Consider the following 20,464-nt stretch of genomic DNA (forward strand, 5'->3'; position numbering starts at 1 on the left):
CCTCCGGCCGCTCCGGCTCCTCCGGCGGCGAACCCAGCAGCGAGCCTCCGGTCACGGCCCCCGCCCGCGAACCCCGGACCCCGAGCCCCGGCGACGAACATCCCGCAACGACCCCCGCCCGCGAACCCCGCCCAAGGCCCTCCTCCTTCCCCTCCCCCGGCAATGAATTGGCAAAGCGCCCCCGCCCCCGGAAATGAAAGGGCTCATTCCGGTGTTGTCGCCGCCGGAGGACGTGCCACGCCCTCCGGACCGCCATGCCCGACCCAGCTCAGCCCGGAAGCCGGCAGACCGCGGGCCCAGGTCCGCGACCACGGACCGGCGCCCCGGCCCCGGCCCGAGGGCCCCCGAGCGGAAGGACCGCCGACGTGAGCCAGTACGTGTCCCGGTTCGCCGGTGCCCGGCACCGGCACCCGGCGCCGGCCCGGCTCCGGCTTCCCGGCCGGGCCCGCACCCCCCGCCGCGTGGCCATGCTCAGCGTCCACACCTCGCCGCTGCACCAGCCGGGCACCGGCGACGCGGGCGGCATGAACGTCTACATCGTCGAGCTGGCCAAGCGGCTCGCCGCCATCGACATCGAGGTGGAGATCTTCACCCGGGCCACCACCGGCGGCCTGCCCCCGGTGGTCGAGCTGACCCCGGGCGTGCTCGTGCGGCACGTCGACGCCGGTCCGTACGAGGGTCTGGCCAAGGAGGAGCTGCCGGCGCAGCTCTGCGCCTTCACGCACGGCGTGATGCAGGCGTGGGCGGGCCACCGCCCCGGCCACTACGACCTCGTCCACTCCCACTACTGGCTCTCCGGCCACGTCGGCTGGCTCGCCGCCGAACGCTGGGGAGTCCCGCTCGTCCACGCCATGCACACCATGGCGAAGGTCAAGAACGCCTCGCTCGCCGAGGGCGACACCCCCGAGCCCGCCGCCCGGGTGATCGGCGAGACCCAGATCGTCTCCGCCGCCGACCGGCTGATCGCCAACACGGCCGAGGAGGCCGACGAGCTCGCCCGCTTCTACGACGCGGACCCCGGCAAGGTCGCGGTCGTCCACCCGGGCGTCAACCTCGACCGCTTCCGTCCCGCCGACGGCCGCGCCGCCGCCCGCGCCCGGCTCGGCCTGCCCCCGGACGCCTTCGTACCGGTCTTCGCCGGCCGCATACAGCCGCTGAAGGCCCCGGACATCCTGCTCCGGGCGGCCGCCCGGCTCCTGGACCGGGACCCGTCCCTGCGCTCCCGCATGGTCGTCCCGGTGGTCGGCGGCCCGAGCGGCAGCGGCCTGGCCAGGCCGGAGGGGCTCCAGAAGCTCGCCGCCCGGCTCGGCATCGCGGACATCGTGCGCTTCCACCCGCCGGTGGAGCAGGACCGGCTCGCCGACTGGTTCCGCGCGGCCAGCGTCCTCGTCATGCCCTCGTACAGCGAGTCCTTCGGCCTGGTCGCCATAGAGGCGCAGGCGGCCGGCACCCCGGTCGTCGCGGCGGCGGTGGGCGGTCTGCCCGTGGCCGTACGGGACGGCGTGACCGGCTTCCTCGTGCAGGGCCACGACCCGGCGGACTACGCGCGGGCGCTCGGCCGCTTCGTGGCCGACCCGTCGCTTTCGGTCCGGATGGGCGAGGCGGCGGCGGCGCACGCCGGGTCGTTCGGCTGGGAGACGGCCGCCTCGGCCACGGCGGACGTCTACACGGCCGCCCTGCACGACCACAGGCTGCGCGACCACCGGCGTCGCGTACGCTCCCACCATGGCTGAGGACAGGACCGCCGAGGGCGTCCGGCAGATCATCGAGTCCACCTTCGACGAGGCGGAACTGGAGTGGGAGTCCCCCGAGCCGGGCTCCTACGTCGTCAAGCTCCCGGGCACGCGCAAGCTCTTCACGACGCTCTCCCTCCGCGCGGGCCGCCACTCCCTCTCCCTCAACGCCTTCGTCGTCCGCCACCCGGACGAGAACGAGGCGGGCGTCCACCGCTGGCTCCTCGAACGCAACCTGAAGCTGTACGGGGTGGGTTACGCGATCGACGGCCTCGGCGACGTCTACCTCACCGGCAAGCTCCCGCTCGCCGCCGTCACGCCCGAGGAGCTGGACCGGCTGCTCGGCTCGGTCCTGGAGGCGGCGGACGGCGACTTCAACACGCTCCTGGAGCTGGGCTTCGCGACGTCGATCCGGCGCGAGTACGAGTGGCGGGTCTCGCGGGGCGAGTCGACCCGGAACCTGGACGCGTTCAAGAACCTGCTGGAGAAGACGCCGACGAAGCCGACGGACTGAGCGCGGCCTCCCGTCCCTCCCGCGTTTCTCGGACCCCTCGCACTTCCCGTCCCACCCGGCCTTCCCGTTCCTCCCGGTACCGTCCCGGCGTGACCCCGAACTCGCGCCGGAACGCGTGCGAGAGCGCGTACGGCGTGCCGTAGCCGACGCGGCGGGCGACGGCGGCCAGCGGGTCCGTGCCGTTCCGGAGCAGCGCGGCGGCGCGGGTCAGCCGCCACCAGGTGAGGTACGTCATCGGGGCCCGGCCGACGCGGGCGGTGAAGCGGCGGACCAGGGTGGCGCGGGAGACGCCCGCCTCGGCCGCGAGCCGGTCGACGGTCCAGGGCGCGGCCGGGTCGGCGTGCAGCGCGCGCAGCGCGGCGGCGGCCACCGGGTCGCCGAGGGCCGCCGGCCAGATCCCGTCCGCGCTCCCGGCCATCCAGGACCGGACCATGTAGACGAGCAGCAGGTCGAGCAGGCTGGGCAGCGCGATGCCGGACCCGGGCCGCTCGCCCTCCGGCCCGCCCAGTTCACCGGCCAGCAGGCCGACGGCGGCGCGGAGTTCGGGGTGGGCGCCGTCGCGGTCCGGCAGGTGGACGAGGGAGGGGAGCTCCGCCAGGAGCGGGTGCGCGTGGCTGCGGTCGAGCCGGTACTTGCCGCAGAGCATCACCACCCCGGTCTCCCCCGGCCGGGGCGCGGGCACGGTCCCCCTCGCCGGGCCCTCGCCGCCCCAGCGGGCGAAGGGCTCGGCCCGCGCGACGGTCTCCGCGTCGGCGGGCGAGTCGGCGATCACGTGGCCGGTGCCGTGCGGGAGCAGCACGGCGTCCCCCGGCCCGAGTCCGACCGGGTCGCCGCCGTCGGGCAGCAGCCAGCAGGTGCCGTCGAGGACGACGTGGAACCCGGCGCCGTCGTACGGTTCGAGCCGCGCGCACCAGCGCCCGCCCGCCCGCACTTGGTGGGAGAAGGGCCGCCCGACGCGTACGGCCGAGATCGCGTCGCTCACCACGTCCATGGCGGCACCGTACCGCCGACTCCGCGTGAGCCGTACGCGTATCCACGGGAGCCACGGGAGCATTGAACGGCTCATCGGCGCCTCCCTAGGGTCGATGACATGAGCGACGAGACGAACGACGAGACGAACGGCGAGACGAACGACGGTACGAACGACGGCGTCGGCGGCATCGGCGGCGTCGGCGGCGAGAGCGCACAGCGCATGGTCCTGGGGGACGTCGAGGTCGTCCGGGTCGTGGAGTGGCGGGGTCCGTTCGGGCCCGCCCGCGACCTCGTGCCGGGGGCCGGGCCCGGCCTGTGGGAGGACAACCGGGAGTTGCTGGTGCCGGACCACTGGAATCCGGACGACGGCAGCGCGCAGATGGCGCTGCAGAGCTGGGTGCTGCGCAGCGGGGGCCTGACCGTGCTGGTCGACACGGGGGTGGGCGACGGGCGCGAGCGCCCGGAGGCGCCGCTCTTCCACCGGCGGCGGGACGACTTCCTCGGGAGCCTGGAGCGGGCGGGCGTACGGCCCGAGGACGTGGACGTGGTCGTGAACACCCACCTCCACGCGGACCACGTCGGCTGGAACACCCGGCCCGGCGACGCGCCCGGCGCGTGGGTGCCGACGTTCCCCAACGCCCGGTACCTCCTCCCGGCCGCCGACGACGCCCACTTCGGCCCGGAGAACGCGTACGGCGGCGGTCTGCGCGCGCAGGACCGGCTCGTGTACGAGGACAGCGTCGCGCCCGTGCGCCGCGAGGGCCGGACGGTGCTGTGGGACGGGGAGCACCGCATCGACGGGAACCTGACGCTGGAGTCGGCGCCCGGCCACACCCCCGGGTCGTCGGTGCTGCGCCTGGAGTCGGGGGGAGACCGGGCGGTCTTCGTCGGGGACCTCGTCCACAGCCCCGTACAGCTTCTCGACCCCTCGCACGGCAGCTGCTTCTGCATGGACCCGGCGCGGGCGGAGGCGAGCCGCCGCCGGATCCTCGAACGGGCGGCGGACCGGCGGGAACTGGTCGTGCCCGCGCACTTCGGCGGCGCGGGCGCGGCCGAAGTGCGCGGGGAGGGCGGGGGCTTCGTCCTGAAGAACTGGGCGCGGTGGACGGGGCGGTGAGGGTCAGGCGCTGACGGAGGAGCCCTCGGCGTCCTCGCCCTTCACGACGACGGGCGCGGGGGCGGGGGACGGCACGGGACCGGGGACGGGAACGGGCGGGGGCACGACGGCCCCGGTCTCCTCGTCCTCGGCGAGGGCCTTCCGCAGCCGGGTGGCGTAGCCGGCGGCGGCGAGGACGCCGATCACGGCCGTGGCCGCCCACAGGACGTCGGGGCCGGGCCCGCCGACGACCGCGCCGGCGAGGACCGGGGCGACGAAGCCGGCGACGGCCCAGGACATGCCCATCACGCCCTGGTAGCGGCCCCGGGCGTGCTCGGGGGCGAGGCGGGCGGTGGCGGCGGCGTTCGTCGGGACGTGGATCATCTCGCCGACGGTCCAGACGACCACGGTCGCGGCGAAGGCGACGGAGGAGCCGGCGAGGGCGGTGGCGCCGGTGCCGAGGGCGAAGAGGAGGGAGGAGAGGGCGAGGAGCAGGACGGGGGAGCGCTTGTCGGTGAGCCTGTTGACGAGGAGCTGGAAGCCGACGATGACGACGCCGTTGACGGCGATGACGACGCCGTAGGAGGAGGGGGAGAGCCCCTGGTCGGCCATGGTCAGGGGGAGCCCGATCCAAGGGGCGGTGAACACGAGGCAGACGAGGAGGTTGAGCAGCACGAGCGTCCGGAAGGGCGCGTCGCGCAGCACGGTGAGCGTGCTGACCTTCTCCTCGGCGACGGGCTTCCCCTCCTCCCGGGGCCGCCGCTCGGGCCGGGTCTCGGGGAGCCGCAGGAAGACGATGAGGGCGCACAGGACGGTGGCGACGGCGTCGACGACGAAGAGGGTGCGGTAGCCGAGGAAGGCCGCGGCGCCGCCGCCGATGGAGGCGATGGCGAAGCCGAGGTTGAGGGCCCAGTAGTTGAGGGCGTAGGCCCGGCGCACGTCGTGGGCGGGGACCATGTCGGCGATGGTGGCGTTGATGGGGGGCCGGACGGCCTGCATGGCGACGCCCATCAGCAGGACGACGACGGCGATGCCCCAGGCGCTGGTGACGAGGGCGAGGGCCCCGGCGCAGGCGGCGCCCGCGAGGTGCATGGTGACCATGGTGGGGCGGCGGCCCCAGCGGTCGGTGAGCACGCCGCCGAGCGGGGAGCCGGCGACGCCGCCGAGGCCGTGGAGGGCGACGACGAGCCCGGCGAACCAGGCGGAGTGCCCGAGTTCCAGGGTCAGGTAGAGGGAGAGGAAGGTGAGGACGAAGGCGCCGGTCCGGTTGACGAGGGTGGAGAGCCAGAGCCACCAGAAGCCGGGCGGGAGGCCGGAGACCGTCTCACGGGCTGATCGTCTGAGCGTACTGATGGACATGCGTGACCGACCCCTAGCTGATGTAAGCCCCTGTGTAGCCAGTCGTAACTTACGCATCTCTCATGCCGGACACCACTCAATTGACGACGCGCGTCAATCGTCGGAGGTCGATTAGGCTCGTACGCATGGCCGACGCACCGTACAAGCTGATCCTCCTCCGCCACGGCGAGAGCGAGTGGAACGAGAAGAATCTGTTCACCGGATGGGTGGACGTGAACCTCACCGCGAAGGGCGAGAAGGAGGCGACGCGCGGCGGCGAGCTGCTCAAGGACGCCGGCCTGCTGCCCGACGTGCTGCACACCTCCCTCCAGAAGCGCGCCATCCGCACGGCGCAGCTCGCGCTCGAGTCCGCGGACCGCCACTGGATCCCGGTGAACCGCTCCTGGCGCCTGAACGAGCGCCACTACGGTGCCCTCCAGGGCAAGGACAAGGCGCAGACGCTCGCCGAGTTCGGCGAGGAGCAGTTCATGCTGTGGCGCCGCTCGTACGACACCCCGCCGCCGCCGCTGTCCGACGACAGCGAGTACTCGCAGGCCCACGACGCCCGCTACCAGACGATCCCGCCGGAGCTGCGCCCGCGCACGGAGTGCCTCAAGGACGTCGTCGAGCGGATGCTCCCGTACTGGTACGACAACATCGTCCCGGACCTCCTCGCCGGCCGCACGGTCCTGGTCGCCGCCCACGGCAACAGCCTCCGCGCCCTGGTCAAGCACCTGGACGGCATCTCGGACGCCGACATCGCGGGCCTCAACATCCCGACCGGCATCCCCCTGTCCTACGAACTCGACGAGGACTTCAAGCCCCTCAACCCGGGCGGCACCTACCTCGACCCGGAGGCGGCGGCCGCGGCGATCGAGGCCGTGAAGAACCAGGGCAAGAAGAAGTAGCCCACGCGATCACGCCCCCCGCCCGCTTTCTCTCCGCAGGCGGGGGGCTGATTCGTTCCGCCGGCGGCAGAACGCCGACCGGAGCATGCCGGGGGTGTCCCCCTGGATCAGGACTCCAGGGAAGTCGCGGCCCGGCAGGCGCACGACAGCGTCGTTGCCGCCATCGGTGAACAGCTCGGCCTCTACCCGTTCCACCGAATCCGCCGCGCTGATCCACAGAGCGCGCGTGAACGCGGGTGAACAGTCTCGTACACCGGCTCCCACCGCACCAACGGACCGCGTTCCCGAAGAGGACGGAACGAGGCGTCGACCGTACGCGGGCGACACGTGCCGGGCAGCCGTACGAAAAGGTTCGGCAGGCCCTTGCCCCGGCCCTGGAGGAGGAAGGCGCTCGCCCGGGGGCGCCGCAGGTGGTCGACGAGCCGGCACGACGGATCTCCGAGGAGACCAACCGCTGATACGTCCCGCTGGTCGCCGGCTACCACCAGGTCGGTGACCGGAGTTCAGTCATCGAACACGTTCAGGAACTTGGTGGACGCCCACCGGAACTCCTCGTCGTCGTCGCGCGACTCCAGCAAGCCGGCTTCCACAAGCGCCAAGAGGGTGGCGTGGAGAGCTCGCCCGGCCGGATTGTCTACCCAGAAGATCCTCTTGCTCTTCGAGAAGGGGACGTCGGCCGTGAGCACACCGAGGCTCAACCCCAGCTCGTATGCCGCCTGGTCCCAGTCGGTCCAGTCCTCCAGCGCTTCCGAGAAGACCATGTCAGTCACTCACCCTTTCCTCGTCACGGTTCCATTCGGGTCCAGAGGTCGCTCGTCGGACCGTGGGTAACTCCCGGACCCATCGGCATCGATCATGGAACAGGTTCGCGCGGTGACTCCCGGAGCCGTCGACGAACGACTCCCATTCCGGCGGGCAAGGCCGGCCGTGGAACCGCGTGGTGCGCGGCGGCGTCCGTCCAGGCGTCGACGCGATCATGGACCCGACGGAGGACCCGCCCATGCCGGCAACAGCCGCCCGCTACCTGTACCTCGCGCGGCACGGCGAGGCCTCGCCGGACGAGAGCGCGCTGTCGGATAAGGGCCGCCGCCAGGCCGTCCTGCTCGGGGAGCGGCTCCGGGGGGCGCCGCTCACGGCGATCCACCACGGGCCGCTCGCGCGCGCGGAGCAGACGGCGCGGCTGGTCCGCGAGCAGCTCGACGGCGTGCCCCTGCGGCCTTCCGCACCGGCCGGCGACTACATCCCCCACCTGCCGAGCCGCGAGGAGCTGCCGCCGGAATCGGCCGACGCCATGCTCGGTCACCTCGCCCGGTTCCCGGCCGAGGAACGCGAACAGGGCCCCGGTCTGGCCCGGGAGGCCCTCGCGCTGTTCACGGGACCCGTCGCCGGCGACGAGCCGCGCCACGAACTCGTCGTCACCCACAACTTCCTCGTCGGCTGGCTCGTCCGGGCCGCCCTCGACGCCCCGGAGTGGCGCTGGATGGGCATCAACCAGGCCAACGCCGCGCTCACCGTCATCCGTTACGCGCCCGGCCGGGCCCCGTCCGTCCTCCTCTTCAACGACACCGGCCACCTCCCCGCCGACCTCCGGTGGACCGGCTTCCCGCCCGAACTCCACATCTGAGGGCCGTTCGGGAGCGGCGGTCGGCGTACGCGCGGACGTGTGAACCGCACGACGGATCCGTACGCCCCCGCTGACGTCCGGATCATGAGCAGCGCGTCCAGTACCGCACTCCGCCCGGAGAAGGTCACCCCGGCCGACGTCGGCGCCGCCCTCGGCCTGCGCGTCCACCCCCACCAGGAGCGGAACGTCCCGCCCGTCGCGCGCTCCCTCGCCGAGGCCCACGCCTTCGGGGAGGCCGCCTGGCCGCGGCTGATCCTCGACGGGGACCGGCTCGTCGGGTTCCTCATGGCCTTCCTCGACCTCCAGTGGAGCGAGGAGGACCCCGGCGACCGTCGCGGCGGCCTCCGGCGGCCCAACGTGCTCGACCTCCGGTAAAGCCGCCGGTGGGGAAGGGGTGCGGATCGCCGCACCCCTTCCCCGTACGCACGCGCCCGTACGCGTCAGCCCGAGCAGCCCCCGCACTGGCACGGCGCACCCGACTGGCAGCCGCAGCCGCAGCCCGAGCCGCAGCCGCAGGCGCCGAGGACGGGCAGCAGGACCGCCGCGCGCGGCGGCTCCGTCCCGGATTCGGTCGTCATCGGGGAATCGGCCATGGGGGTCCCTCCCTTTCGAGGCGCGGATCGCCTCCCCCCATTGCATGCCCACCCGGACCGGCGCATCAACGGCGCACCGGAGCCCGCACCCCCGTGCGCCCCCCGGAGAGGGCCTACGCCCCCTCCACCGGCGCGTCCGCCGCCTGGAGCTCGTCCGCGTGCTCGCCCGTCACCAGGTAGACCACCCGCTTCGCCACCGACACCGCGTGGTCCGCGAACCGCTCGTAGTACCGGCCGAGCAGCGTCACGTCCACCGCCGTCTCGATGCCGTGCTTCCACCGGTCGTCCATCAGGTGCCGGAACAGCGTCCGGTGCAGCAGGTCCATCTCGTCGTCGTCCTGCTCCAGCTGGAGCGCCAGGTCGACGTCCTTCGTGATGATGACCTCCGCCGCCTTCGCCATCAGGCGCTGCGCCAGCTGACCCATCTCCAGGATGGTCGCGTGCAGGTCCCGCGGCACCGCCGACTCCGGGAACCGCAGCCGCGCCAGCTTCGCCACGTGCTGCGCCAGGTCGCCCGAGCGCTCCAGGTCGGCGCTCATCCGCAGCGAGGTCACCACGATCCGCAGGTCCGTCGCCACCGGCTGCTGGCGGGCGAGCAGGGCTATGGCCCGCGCCTCCAGGTCGTGCTGGAGGTCGTCGACCTTCTGGTCCGCCGCGATCACGGTCTCCGCGAGCTTCAGGTCCGCGTCGAGCATCGCCGTCGTGGCGCGCCCGATCGCCGACCCGACGAGCCGGGCCATCTCGACCAGGCTCTCTCCGATCGAGTCCAGTTCCTCGTGGTACGCGTCCCGCATGGATGTCCCTCTCTACGCAAAGCTGCAAAGCTCCGGAGGCTCTGGGGGCTCCGGAGGCCCCGGGGTACGGGTGGGGTCCGAACCCCACGCTCCCACGTTCGGCTCCCTACGCGTCCGGTTCCACCCCCTCGTGTGAACCGCCCCCGTCCCCCAGGTGAACTCTGGGCGACGCACGCCACCGCGCCCGCCGGGGCAAGTGAACCGGCCGCATCTCCACGGTGAACTCTGGGCGACGACTGTTCGAGCAGCCACTCGGACGGCTGGGAGAGTGTCCGGAAGCCCGCATAACCTTGAGGCATGGACGTGAACGCGGCGGTCGCCGCATTGGCAGCGATCGCCGGCGTGTGCACCGGCGTGATCGCCATGCTGGCGTTCCGCTGGAGCGAACGCGACCAGACGCGACCCACCCGTACCTCGCTGCACACCGACGCCGTGCTCCCGCCCGGCGTCGACACCGTGCTGTCCGTACTGCGCTCCTCCGCGGTCGTCCTCGACGAGAGCGACTCCGTGGTGAAGGCCAGCTCGGCGGCGTACGCGCTCGGTCTGGTCCGCGGCGGCAAACTGGCCGTCGAGCCCATGCTCAACATGGCCCGCGACACCCGCAGGGACGGGGAGATACGGCAGGTCGAACTGGACCTGCCCCGGCGCGGCACCGGACGCGGCGAGGCCCTCGCCGTCTCCGCCCGGGTCGCCCCCCTCGGCTCCCGGCTCGTACTGCTCCTGGTCGAGGACCTCACCGAGGCCCGGCGCATCGAGGCGGTGCGAAGGGACTTCGTCGCCAACGTGAGCCACGAGCTCAAGACGCCCACGGGCGCGCTCTCCCTGCTCTCCGAGGCGGTCATGGACGCCTCGGACGACCCCGAGGCGGTCACCCGCTTCGCCGGCCGGATGCAGATCGAGGCGACCCGTCTCACCAACCTCGTACAGGAGCTGATCGACCTCTCCCGCGTGCAGAACGACGACCCGCTGGAGGACTCCGAGCCGGTGTCCGTGGACGAGCTGGTCGCCGAGGCGATCGACCGCTCCCGGCACACCGCCACCACCAAGCAGATCACGATGGTCTCCGGGGGCGCCGCCGACCTGCGGGTCTGGGGGAGCCGCGGCCAGCTCGCCGCCGCCCTCGGCAACCTCGTCGAGAACGCCGTCAACTACTCACCCGCCCACACCCGCGTCGGCATCGCGGCCCGCAAGATCGCCGCGCCCGGCGGCGACCTCATCGAGATAGCCGTCACCGACCAGGGCATCGGCATCCCCGACAAGGACAAGGAGCGCGTCTTCGAGCGCTTCTACCGCGTCGACCCCGCCCGCTCCCGTGCCACCGGCGGCACGGGCCTGGGCCTCGCCATCGTGAAGCACGTGGCCGCCTCGCACGGCGGGGAGGTCACCGTCTGGAGCACCGAGGGTCAGGGCTCCACCTTCACCCTGCGGCTGCCCGAGGCGGGCTCCGCACGGGACCGCCGGCCCGCCTCTCCCACCCCCGATCTCATGACCGAACCGCTTCCCGCCCCGGAGGTCCTTCCGTGACCCGAGTGCTCGTCGTCGAGGATGAGGAATCCTTCAGCGACGCCCTGTCGTACATGCTCCGCAAAGAGGGCTTCGAGGTCGCCGTCGCGGCGACCGGGCCCGACGGCCTCGACGAGTTCGAGCGCAACGGAGCCGACCTCGTCCTCCTCGACCTGATGCTTCCGGGCCTTCCCGGTACCGAGGTGTGCCGCCAGCTGCGCGGCCGCTCGAACGTCCCGGTGATCATGGTGACCGCCAAGGACAGCGAGATCGACAAGGTCGTCGGCCTGGAGATAGGGGCCGACGACTACGTGACCAAGCCCTTCTCCTCGCGGGAGCTGGTCGCCCGCATCCGCGCGGTGCTCCGCCGCAGGGGGGAGCCGGAGGAGGTCACCCCGGCGGCCCTGGAGGCCGGCCCGGTCCGCATGGACGTCGACCGGCACGTGGTGACGGTCTCCGGCGGCAAGGTCGACCTGCCCCTGAAGGAGTTCGACCTCCTGGAGATGCTGCTGCGCAACGCGGGCCGCGTCCTGACCCGCATGCAGCTCATCGACCGCGTCTGGGGCGCGGACTACGTGGGCGACACCAAGACCCTCGACGTCCACGTCAAGCGCCTCCGCGCCAAGATCGAACCGGACCCGGGCGCGCCGCGCTACCTGGTGACGGTCCGGGGCCTGGGCTACAAGTTCGAGCCGTAGGCCGTCGAGCGGGCGGCCCGGCGGGGCCGGACGGAGTCCGGCGCGGCGCCCCGAGGCCCGTGAGGTCCCCCGGGGGCCGAGCGGTGCGGGGGGCGCACGCGGAACGGTGCTCGAACCGGACCCGGGCGCGCCGCGCCACCTGGTGACGGTCCGGGGCCCGGCCCGCAGGTTCGAGCCGTGGGAACCGCCGTGCGGACACGGGAAAGGGGCGCCCCCACCGGGGGGCGCCCCTTTCCCGTGCGTACGAGGGTCAGTGACCGGCCTCGTGGCTCGCCTCGCCCGACGGGGCCTCGGCGTCGCCGCCGTGCTCGGCGCCGTGCTCGGCCTCGCCCGACGGCGTCGCCGAGGCGGTCGGCGTGGCGCCCGGGGGAGCGGGGACGACCTCCGGGCCGAACTCCGTGAAGTAGCTCTTCGCGGGGACGACGAAGGCCTCCAAGCCCACCTCGCCGGTCTTGCTCAGCTTGAAGACGACCTGCTGCGCGTCGCCGAGACGGGCGGACTCGGTGCCGTTCTCGATCACGGCGGTGGCGTTGCCCGCGCCGCCGATGACGACGGAGCCGCCGGCCGGGACGGTGACCGCGCCGGTGCCGCCGGCCGGCGTCAGCTTCACGCTGGCACTCGAACCCGGCAGGGTGATGGCGTCGAGGGTCTGCGGCTGGGAGCCGTTGTTGAAGACCGTGGCCGAGACGGCGGCCGGGCCCTTGACGCCGATCTCGGGCTGCGTGATGACCACGGCGTTCTGGATCTTGACGTCGTCCACCGTGACGGCGGCGTTGTCGGGCCGGACGCCGAGCGTCTGCGCGTCGTTGCCCGCGCCACAGGCGGACAGCGCGGCGATGGAGAACACGATGGCAGTAGCGGCGAGGGCGCCGCGTCGAAGGCTGCGGCTCACGGCGGCGGCATCTCCTAGGACGTACGGACGGGCTTGGGTGTCAAAGGCCAACCAAAGGCGTGTCAGCGCGCTTAGGTTACCGAGCCGCACTCTCCGTCCCGCACCCGACCCGCCCCTAACCGGCCGCGCCCGTCTCCCGCCTTTCCGGGGGCGCTCCCGGGGGCGCTCCCCGCGGCCCGACCGGGCCGCTCCCGGGGGCGGCTCCCCGGGGAGACCGGGCGTGGTCGCTCCGCGTGGCCGGATCGCGACCCATTGACCTGTTGTTCACATAACCGCCTTGATCAATTCGCGGGCCGCCGCGCATTCCCCGGAGCCGCCCCTCCGGGAAATCCCCGACCGGTGTCGGCCGATCTCGGCTGATCAATTTCGGGAATCGTCCCGTGATGCATCCGTACGAGTGACCGATCCTCGAACGGAGTACGTGAAGAAGGCCACTCCGAACCAGACAAAACGGGACATCGCACGCTCTTCGTGGAGGCCCGAGTAGGTGTAACGTGCGCGTTTCTCTCCGTCCGTACAGCCGCTCCGACCTGCGAATACCCCCTTCCGGAACCTCTCCGCAGCACGCCCGCGTCGCTGTTGTCAAGCCCTGAGATATGCCCTGACCTGCGAAAACGCCATTCAGAAGAAGCCGAATCCGTGTTACTCTGGATAGCCACGGAAGGGGTACCTGTCACATGACGTTCAAGGTTGGCGACACCGTGGTCTATCCCCATCACGGGGCCGCGCTGATCGAGGCCATCGAAACTCGCCAGATCAAAGGCGTGGACAAGACCTACTTGGTGCTCAAGGTCGCGCAGGGTGACCTGACGGTCCGCGTGCCGGCGGACAACGCGGAGTTCGTCGGGGTCCGCGACGTGGTCGGGCAGGACGGGCTGGACCGGGTCTTCGAGGTGCTGCGCGCGCCGTACGCCGAGGAGCCGACGAACTGGTCCCGTCGCTACAAGGCGAACCTGGAGAAGCTCGCCTCCGGCGACGTCATCAAGGTCGCCGAAGTGGTGCGCGACCTGTGGCGGCGCGAGCGCGAGCGGGGTCTCTCCGCAGGTGAGAAGCGCATGCTCGCCAAGGCCCGGCAGATCCTGGTCAGCGAGCTGGCCCTCGCGGAGAACACGAACGAGGACAAGGCCGAGGCTCTCCTCGACGAGGTCCTCGCGTCCTGAGCGTGTTCCGGCCACACCGGAGCGCGTTTCTGAAGTGAAGCGATGCCGCGGTGCCCGCTGGCGTGCTGTGATCCACACAGTGCTGTCGCCGGGCGCTGCGGCATGTCCGCGTACGGGCCACGTGCGCGGGCGCACGAAAGCCTCCCCGATCCGAACACCGACCCGGACCAGGATCCAGAACCAGGACCCGACGGGGGCGTCCCCGCGCGGAAATCCCCCGATCCGTCCGAACCCACCCGTGCCGGGCGGCGACACCTCGACCGTCGTCACGGAAAGGGCCCGGTCAAGGCGGTGCGTCCGGCACGGTGAGTGCCATACCCATGTCGGCCGCGGAAACAAACCTGCCGGAGTGCAACCGATGTCAGACGAAGCGCGTCCCAGTCGTACCGCCGTCGTGATCCCGGCGGCCGGACGGGGCGTACGCCTCGGCCCGGGCGCCCCCAAGGCGCTGCGCGCGCTGAACGGCACCCCCATGCTCGTCCACGCCGTCCGCGCGATGGCCGCCTCCCGCGCGGTCTCGCTCGTCGTCGTGGTCGCACCCCCCGAAGGCGCCGCCGAGGTCAAGAACCTCCTCGACGCCCACGCCCTCCCCGAGCGCACCGACTACCTGGTCGTGCCCGGCGGCGAGACCCGCCAGGAGTCCGTGCGCCTCGGCCTCGAAGCGCTCCCCGAGGGCGTCACCACCGTCCTCGTGCACGACGCGGCCCGCCCGCTGGTCCCCGTCGACACCGTGGACGCCGTCATCGAGGCCGTACGGGACGGGGCCGTCGCCGTCGTCCCCGCGCTGCCCGTGGCCGACACCGTCAAGGAGGTCGAGCCGGCCCAGGGGCCCGGCGACCCCGAGCAGGTCGTCGCCACCCCGGTCCGCGCCCGCCTCCGCGCGGTCCAGACCCCGCAGGGCTTCGACCACGACACCCTCGTGAACGCCCACGCCACCGTCGCCCTCGCCGGAGAGGGCGCCACCGACGACGCCGGCATGGTCGAGAGGCTCGGCGCGCCCGTCGTCGTCGTGCCCGGCCACGAAGAGGCCTTCAAGGTGACCCGCCCCCTCGACCTCGTCCTCGCCGAGGCCGTACTCGCCCGCAGGAGGGCCAACGATGGCTTCTGAGCCGAAGAACCTGCCCCGTACCGGGATCGGCACCGACGTCCACGCCTTCGAGAAGGGCCGCGAACTGTGGTGCGCGGGCCTCCTCTGGGACGCCGCCGAGAACGACGGCTACGGCCTCGCCGGGCACTCCGACGGCGACGTCGCCGCCCACGCCGCCTGCGACGCGCTCTTCTCCGCCGCCGGGATCGGCGACCTCGGCGCCCACTTCGGCACCTCGCGCCCCGAGTGGTCCGGCGCCTCCGGCGCCACCCTGCTCGCCGAGGCCGCCCGGATCGTCCGCGCCGAGGGGTACGAGATCGGCAACATCGCCGTCCAGGTCGTCGGCGTCCGCCCCAAGGTCGGCAAGCGGCGCGACGAGGCGCAGAAGGCGCTGAGCGAGGCGGCCGGCGCGCCCGTCTCCGTCTCCGGCACCACCACCGACGGCCTCGGCCTCACCGGCCGCGCCGAGGGCCTCGCCGCCCTGGCGACCGCCCTGGTCTACCCCGTACGGAAGTAGGGGCGGCGAAAAACGTGCCCCGTGGCCGGGAATAGGTCGCGGGGCACCACCACACGCCCACTACCCTGGAGGGGTGACTATTCGCCTGTACGACACCAGCGCCCGGCAGATCCGTGACTTCACCCCGCTCACGCCGGGCTGTGTCTCGATCTACCTCTGTGGCGCCACCGTCCAGGCGGCCCCGCACATCGGCCACATCCGGTCGGGGCTGAACTTCGACATCATGCGCCGCTGGTTCGAGTACCGCGGCTACGACGTCACGTTCGTCCGCAACGTCACCGACATCGACGACAAGATCATCACGAAGGCGGCCGAGCAGGGCCGCCCCTGGTGGTCCATCGGGTACGAGAACGAGCGCGCGTTCAACTCCGGCTACGACGCCCTCGGTTGCCTGCCGCCGACCTACGAGCCGCGCGCCACCGGGCACGTCCCCGAGATGATCGAGATGATGCGCGGGCTCATCGAGCGCGGCCACGCCTACGAGGCGGACGGCAGCGTCTACTTCGACGTGCGCTCCTTCCCGGGCTACCTGGAGCTGTCCAACCAGGACATCGACGACTTGCGCCAGCCCGACGAGGGCGTCTCCGGCAAGCGCGACCCGCGCGACTTCGCCATGTGGAAGGCGACCAAGCCGGGCGAGCCCGACTGGGAGACCCCCTGGGGCCGCGGCCGTCCCGGCTGGCACCTGGAGTGCTCGGCGATGGCCCACAAGTACCTGGGCGCCGCCTTCGACGTCCACGGCGGCGGTCTCGACCTGATCTTCCCGCACCACGAGAACGAGATCGCCCAGGCCAAGGCCTTCGGCGACGAGTTCGCGCGGTACTGGGTGCACAACGCCTGGGTCACCATGAGCGGCGAGAAGATGTCGAAGTCGCTCGGCAACAGCGTGCTGGTGTCCGAGATGGTGAAGAACTGGCGGCCCATCGTCCTGCGCTACTACCTGGGCACCCCGCACTACCGCTCGATGATCGAGTACAGCGAGGAGTCCCTGCGCGAGGCCGAGTCGGCGTTCGCCCGCATCGAGGGCTTCGTCCAGCGCGCCACCGAGAAGGCCGGGGCGCCCGTCGCCCCCGCCGCCGAGGTGCCGCCGGCCTTCGCCGAGGCCATGGACGACGACCTGGGCGTGCCGCACGCGCTCGCGATCATCCACACCACCGTCCGCCAGGGCAACAGCGCCCTCGCCGCGGACGACAAGGACGAGGCCATCGCCCGCCTCGCCGAGGTCCGCGCCATGCTCGGCGTCCTCGGCCTGGACCCCCTCGACCCGCACTGGGCCGAGGAGTCCGGCGGCGGCGAGGAGCTCCACGGCGTCGTCGACACCCTCGTACGGCTCGTGCTCCAGCAGCGCGAGTCGGCGCGCGAGCGGAAGGACTGGGCGACCGCGGACGCGATCCGCGACCAGCTCAACCAGTCCGGCCTCGCCATCGAGGACAGCCCCGACGGCCCCCGCTGGACGCTGGGCAACCGTTAGAAGACGTGCCGCTCGGACCTCCGGGCGGCACACTTCAGTTACAGACTTCGTACGTCAGCAGAGGAAACAGGTAGTCATGGCCGGGAACAGCCAGCGCAGGAACCGCCGCACGTCGAACAAGAAGGGTGCGACGGTCGGCAGCGGTGGCCAGCGGCGCAAGGGCCTCGAAGGCAAGGGCCCCACGCCCAGGGCCGAGGACCGCAAGGGCCACAAGGCGTTCCGCGTCTCCAACGCGATGGCCCGGCAGGCGGCCAAGCGCAAGCCCGTCGCCCGCCGCGGCGGCAAGGGCCAGTCCGAGATGGTCGTCGGCCGCAACCCGGTCTTCGAGGCCCTGCGCGACGGCGTGCCCGCCACGACCCTGTACGTCCAGCAGTTCATCGACAACGACGAGCGCGTGCGCGAGGCCCTGAACCTCGCCACCGGCCGCGGCAACATCCACATCATGGAGGCGCCGCGCCCCGAGCTGGACCGCATGACGAACGGCCTGAACCACCAGGGCCTCGTCCTCCAGGTCCCGCCGTACGAGTACGCGCACCCCGAGGACCTGGCCGCCGCCGCGTTCGACGACCACGAGGACCCGCTGATCGTCGCCCTCGACGGCGTCACCGACCCGCGCAACCTCGGCGCCGTCGTCCGCTCCGTCTCCGCCTTCGGCGGCCACGGCGTCGTCGTCCCCGAGCGGCGCGCCGCCGGCATGACCGCCGGCGCCTGGAAGACCTCGGCCGGCACCGCCGCCCGCACCCCGGTCGCCCGCGCCACCAACCTGACCCGCTGTCTGGAGCAGTACCAGAAGGCCGGCGTCACGGTCGTCGGCCTCGCCGCCGACGGCGACCGCGAGGTCCACGAGCTGGAGGAGCTGGGCGGCCCGGTCGTCATCGTCGTCGGCTCCGAGGGCAAGGGACTGTCCCGGCTCGTCGGCGAGACCTGCGACTTCCTCGTCCGCATCCCGATGCCGGGCGGCGCCGAGTCGCTCAACGCCGGTGTCGCCGCCGGCGTCGTGCTCTACGAGGCGGCCCGCCGCCGCATGGCCTGACACCGGCCGGAGCGGTACCCCGGCCCCTGCCGTGGCGTGATCTTGACGGGTCTCGGACATTTGCGGACCGTCAAGGCAGTGTCCTAAACCCAGATCACTCGGTTAGATGAGTGTGGACACCAGAACGCCCCGGCCGGGGTTCGACGATCAGCCCGCGCTGAGCATGGTCAAGGTGGATTCCGATCCCGCCCAGGTGATCGTGAACCACGCCAGCTTCCGTGTGCGGCTCGCGCCGGCCCCGCAGCCGAGGTTCGCCGCCGGCGCCCGTACCGCAGCCCTGTCCGGAGCCGGCGCCCGAGCGGGCGGCGGTCCGCGCCGGCGCCCCGTCGTGTGGACCGGGAAGTCCACGCCGGGCGCGACCGGCCTCCTCCAGGCCGTGCGCGAGTCCTCCGTCGCCACCCTCGACCCCGTCGGCGGCCCCGACGCGGGCGCCACCCAGGCGATCCCGCGCGTCGGCGACACCATGCCCACCCCCGTGGTGCCCGCCGGCGCCGCGCCGCTGCTGCCGCCGATGCGGCGCGCCGAGGGCGCCTACGACGACCTGTACGAGCCGCGGCCCGAGCCGGAGGACGCGTACGGGGACGAGGAGGCGCGGCCCGGCCGGGCCGAGCGGCGGCACGGACAGGACTCCGTCCGGCACGCCTACTACCCCGGCCGCCGGATGAACCTCGGCGTCGTCCTCCTCCCGCTCCGCGTCTTCCTCGGCCTCATCTCCGTCTACGCGGGCATGGGCAAGCTCTGCGACCCCGTCTACTTCGACGGCGGCGAGCGCGGCTCCATGGTGAAGTGGCTCAACTCCCTCCACCCCTGGGCCCTCGCCGAACCGCTGCGCGACTTCGCCCTCCAGCACCCCGTCGGCGCGGGCCTGACCGTCGCCTTCCTCCAGGTCGTCGTCGGCGTCCTCACGATCCTCGGCCTCTGGCAGCGCGTCGCCGCCGTCGTCGGCGCCCTGCTCTCCGCCGCGCTGCTGCTCACCGTCAGCTGGAAGAGCGTCCCGGTCTACGACTCCGCCGACATCATCTACCTGGCCGCCTGGTCGCCGCTGATCATCGCGGGCGCCCCCGTCTACTCGATCGACGGCCGCCTCGCCGGGGAGGCCTGGCGCACCCTCGGCCCCCGCGCCGACCTCCTGGACCTGCGCCGCCGGGTGCTGCGCCGCGGCACCCTCCTCGCCGCCGTCGTCGTCGGCCTCACCCTCCTCGTCGGCTCCGTCCTCGGCGGCGCGGTCCGCTCCACCGAGATGGTCACCGTGCCGGGCCCCAACGACGACCCGATCAACCACCTCCCCGGCCGCCCGCTCCAGGAGCCGATCGGCGACGCCCCCTCCCGGCCGGCGTCCACCCCGCCCGGCCCCGCCGCGACCACCGGGGCGACGACCGAGGCCCCGGCGAAGAGCGAGCGGACCCGGGAGGCGACGGAGCGCCCGACCGAGCCGACCCGCGAGTCCACCCGCACGCGGGAGCAGCGCCCGACCGCCACGCAGGGCACCGGCACCGGGACCGGCGGCTCCGGCAGCCGTACGCCCACCCGGTCGGACCCGGAGCCCCCGCCGTCCACCAGCGACACCCCGAGCGGCACGGGCGGCACGTCGAGCGGCGGCTCCACGGGCTCGACCGGCTCGACCGGCACCCCGTCGGAGAGCGGTTCGACGACGAGCGGCGGCGGGGACGGCGGCGCCCGGAACCCGATCGGCGGCCTGCTGGGCTGAGACCGCGTCCGTACGGACGGGAAAGGGCGGCACCGCTTCGTGCGGTGCCGCCCTTCTCCGTGTGCCGGGCTTCTCCGTGTGCCGGGGCCCTCCGGGGGTGTCAGGCCCTCTGGGCGGCGAGCTCCTTGGCGGCCTCGGTGAGGTCCTTGGCGGTGTCGATGGCCCGCCAGTACGCCCCCTGGGGCAGCGGGAAGCCGGCCAGGCGCTGCTCGCGGGCGAGCCGGGGGAAGGTGGTCCGCTCGTGGTCGCCGAGGTCGGGGAGCAGCTCGGTGAAGTCGGCGGAGAAGACGTACACGCCGGCGTTGATGAGGAACGGCGACGGCGGCGCCTCGATGAAGTCGGTGATGTGCCCGAAGGTGTCGGTCTCGACGGCGCCCCACGGGATGCGGGGGCGGGCCAGGGCGAGGGTGGCGAGGGCGTCGCGCTCGGCGTGGAAGGCGGCCATCTCGCGCAGCGAGAAGCGGGTCCAGATGTCGCCGTTGGTGGCGTACCAGGGCTCGTCGGGCGAGGGCAGGCGCGCGGCGGCGTACTTGAGGCCGCCGCCGCGCCCCAGGGGCTCGGTCTCGACGACCGTGGTCACCTGGAGGGGGAGGTCGGCGGTTCCGAGCCACTCCTGGAGCACTTCGGCGAGGTGGCCGCAGGAGACGACGGCGTGGGTGACGCCCTCGGCGGCCAGCCAGGAAAGCTGATGGCCGATGATCGGGGTCCCGGTGCCCGGGATCTCGACCATCGGCTTGGGGCGGTCGTCGGTGTAGGGGCGCAGCCGCGAGCCCTGGCCGCCCGCCAGGATCACGGCCTGCGTCGGAGTGGAGTGCATACGGGG

The 20,464-nt window shown here is 73.0% G+C and carries 22 protein-coding genes; 14 read left to right on the forward strand and 8 right to left on the reverse strand.

Translation table 11 applies throughout. The features are described 5' to 3' along the window. Positions 1–365 precede the first annotated feature (365 nt). A complete protein-coding gene (gene mshA / locus ADL08_RS16295; RefSeq protein ID WP_053643486.1) occupies positions 366–1,733 on the forward strand; it encodes a D-inositol-3-phosphate glycosyltransferase in 1,368 nt (455 codons plus the stop codon). Beyond that, positions 1,726–2,247, forward strand: coding sequence for a YbjN domain-containing protein (locus ADL08_RS16300; protein WP_053643488.1), 522 nt, complete (start codon positions 1,726–1,728; stop codon positions 2,245–2,247). The genes mshA and ADL08_RS16300 overlap by 8 nt, the downstream gene beginning before the upstream one ends. On the opposite strand, the gene ADL08_RS16305 is transcribed toward ADL08_RS16300, so the two are convergent. Further along, positions 2,204–3,238, reverse strand: coding sequence for an AraC family transcriptional regulator (locus ADL08_RS16305; protein ID WP_078968026.1), 1,035 nt, complete (start codon positions 3,236–3,238; stop codon positions 2,204–2,206). The genes ADL08_RS16300 and ADL08_RS16305 overlap by 44 nt on opposite strands. 201 nt (positions 3,239–3,439) lie before the next feature. Here ADL08_RS16305 and ADL08_RS16310 point away from each other — a divergent pair, with 201 nt between their 5' ends. Further along, complete coding sequence (locus ADL08_RS16310) at positions 3,440–4,336, forward strand: MBL fold metallo-hydrolase (RefSeq protein WP_053643683.1); 897 nt, start codon at positions 3,440–3,442, stop codon at positions 4,334–4,336. 3 nt (positions 4,337–4,339) lie between these two features. Here ADL08_RS16310 and ADL08_RS16315 read toward each other — a convergent pair whose 3' ends face one another. Beyond that, on the reverse strand, positions 4,340–5,674 hold the full coding sequence (locus ADL08_RS16315) for an MDR family MFS transporter (protein ID WP_078968028.1): 1,335 nt from the start codon (positions 5,672–5,674) through the stop codon (positions 4,340–4,342). Between the two features lie 125 nt (positions 5,675–5,799). Between ADL08_RS16315 and ADL08_RS16320 the strand changes: the two genes are divergently transcribed. After that, positions 5,800–6,561: a phosphoglyceromutase gene (locus ADL08_RS16320; protein WP_053643490.1), complete on the forward strand. Its 762-nt coding sequence runs from the start codon at positions 5,800–5,802 to the stop codon at positions 6,559–6,561. 9 nt (positions 6,562–6,570) lie between these two features. On the opposite strand, the gene ADL08_RS39205 is transcribed toward ADL08_RS16320, so the two are convergent. Together ADL08_RS39205 and ADL08_RS16325 are read right to left on the reverse strand one after the other, a co-directional pair. Continuing rightward, positions 6,571–6,990, reverse strand: coding sequence for a DUF6959 family protein (locus ADL08_RS39205; RefSeq protein ID WP_420709569.1), 420 nt, complete (start codon positions 6,988–6,990; stop codon positions 6,571–6,573). A 74-nt stretch (positions 6,991–7,064) separates the two neighbouring features. Next, complete coding sequence (locus ADL08_RS16325; protein WP_053643492.1) at positions 7,065–7,331, reverse strand: hypothetical protein; 267 nt, start codon at positions 7,329–7,331, stop codon at positions 7,065–7,067. Between the two features lie 230 nt (positions 7,332–7,561). Here ADL08_RS16325 and ADL08_RS16330 point away from each other — a divergent pair, with 230 nt between their 5' ends. Continuing rightward, entirely contained in the window at positions 7,562–8,185 is a 624-nt protein-coding gene (locus ADL08_RS16330; protein WP_053643685.1) for a histidine phosphatase family protein, read from the forward strand. Positions 8,186–8,224: 39 nt separating this feature from the next. After that, positions 8,225–8,560: a hypothetical protein gene (locus ADL08_RS16335; RefSeq protein ID WP_420710540.1), complete on the forward strand. Its 336-nt coding sequence runs from the start codon at positions 8,225–8,227 to the stop codon at positions 8,558–8,560. Between the two features lie 65 nt (positions 8,561–8,625). Here ADL08_RS16335 and ADL08_RS37650 read toward each other — a convergent pair whose 3' ends face one another. Continuing rightward, positions 8,626–8,778, reverse strand: a complete 153-nt coding sequence (locus ADL08_RS37650; RefSeq protein ID WP_199837023.1) for a hypothetical protein — start codon at positions 8,776–8,778, stop codon at positions 8,626–8,628. Between the two features lie 113 nt (positions 8,779–8,891). Further along, positions 8,892–9,572 (reverse strand): phosphate signaling complex protein PhoU, encoded by a 681-nt coding sequence (gene phoU / locus ADL08_RS16340; RefSeq protein ID WP_053643494.1) that lies wholly within the window; start codon positions 9,570–9,572, stop codon positions 8,892–8,894. A gap of 297 nt (positions 9,573–9,869) precedes the next feature. Here phoU and ADL08_RS16345 point away from each other — a divergent pair, with 297 nt between their 5' ends. Continuing rightward, on the forward strand, positions 9,870–11,096 hold the full coding sequence (locus tag ADL08_RS16345; protein ID WP_053643496.1) for a sensor histidine kinase: 1,227 nt from the start codon (positions 9,870–9,872) through the stop codon (positions 11,094–11,096). Beyond that, positions 11,093–11,773, forward strand: a complete 681-nt coding sequence (locus ADL08_RS16350) for a response regulator transcription factor (protein WP_017242433.1) — start codon at positions 11,093–11,095, stop codon at positions 11,771–11,773. The genes ADL08_RS16345 and ADL08_RS16350 overlap by 4 nt, the downstream gene beginning before the upstream one ends. Positions 11,774–12,023: 250 nt before the next feature. Here ADL08_RS16350 and ADL08_RS16355 read toward each other — a convergent pair whose 3' ends face one another. Beyond that, positions 12,024–12,665 carry a hypothetical protein gene (locus ADL08_RS16355; RefSeq protein ID WP_053643498.1) on the reverse strand — a complete coding sequence of 214 codons (642 nt, stop codon included), beginning with the start codon at positions 12,663–12,665 and terminating at the stop codon, positions 12,024–12,026. 677 nt (positions 12,666–13,342) lie between these two features. On the opposite strand from ADL08_RS16355, the gene ADL08_RS16360 reads away from it, so the two are divergent. The 6 genes from ADL08_RS16360 (at position 13,343) to ADL08_RS16385 (ending at position 19,641) form a co-directional block, all read left to right on the forward strand. Beyond that, positions 13,343–13,825 (forward strand): CarD family transcriptional regulator, encoded by a 483-nt coding sequence (locus ADL08_RS16360; RefSeq protein ID WP_003953493.1) that lies wholly within the window; start codon positions 13,343–13,345, stop codon positions 13,823–13,825. Between the two features lie 358 nt (positions 13,826–14,183). After that, entirely contained in the window at positions 14,184–14,933 is a 750-nt protein-coding gene (gene ispD, locus ADL08_RS16365) for a 2-C-methyl-D-erythritol 4-phosphate cytidylyltransferase (RefSeq protein WP_053643500.1), read from the forward strand. After that, positions 14,923–15,429, forward strand: coding sequence for a 2-C-methyl-D-erythritol 2,4-cyclodiphosphate synthase (gene ispF, locus ADL08_RS16370; RefSeq protein ID WP_053643503.1), 507 nt, complete (start codon positions 14,923–14,925; stop codon positions 15,427–15,429). The genes ispD and ispF overlap by 11 nt, the downstream gene beginning before the upstream one ends. Positions 15,430–15,502: 73 nt before the next feature. Then, positions 15,503–16,900, forward strand: a complete 1,398-nt coding sequence (cysS, locus tag ADL08_RS16375; protein ID WP_053643504.1) for a cysteine--tRNA ligase — start codon at positions 15,503–15,505, stop codon at positions 16,898–16,900. A gap of 76 nt (positions 16,901–16,976) precedes the next feature. Continuing rightward, positions 16,977–17,933 carry a 23S rRNA (guanosine(2251)-2'-O)-methyltransferase RlmB gene (gene rlmB / locus ADL08_RS16380; protein ID WP_053643507.1) on the forward strand — a complete coding sequence of 319 codons (957 nt, stop codon included), beginning with the start codon at positions 16,977–16,979 and terminating at the stop codon, positions 17,931–17,933. Positions 17,934–18,039: 106 nt separating this feature from the next. After that, positions 18,040–19,641 carry a DoxX family protein gene (locus tag ADL08_RS16385; protein WP_053643509.1) on the forward strand — a complete coding sequence of 534 codons (1,602 nt, stop codon included), beginning with the start codon at positions 18,040–18,042 and terminating at the stop codon, positions 19,639–19,641. Between the two features lie 100 nt (positions 19,642–19,741). Here ADL08_RS16385 and ADL08_RS16390 read toward each other — a convergent pair whose 3' ends face one another. Then, positions 19,742–20,458 (reverse strand): nucleotidyltransferase family protein, encoded by a 717-nt coding sequence (locus ADL08_RS16390; protein ID WP_053643511.1) that lies wholly within the window; start codon positions 20,456–20,458, stop codon positions 19,742–19,744. Between the last annotated feature and the right edge of the window lie 6 nt (positions 20,459–20,464).

This window comes from Streptomyces sp. NRRL F-6492 (genome assembly GCF_001280125.1).
GTDB lineage: Bacteria > Actinomycetota > Actinomycetes > Streptomycetales > Streptomycetaceae > Streptomyces.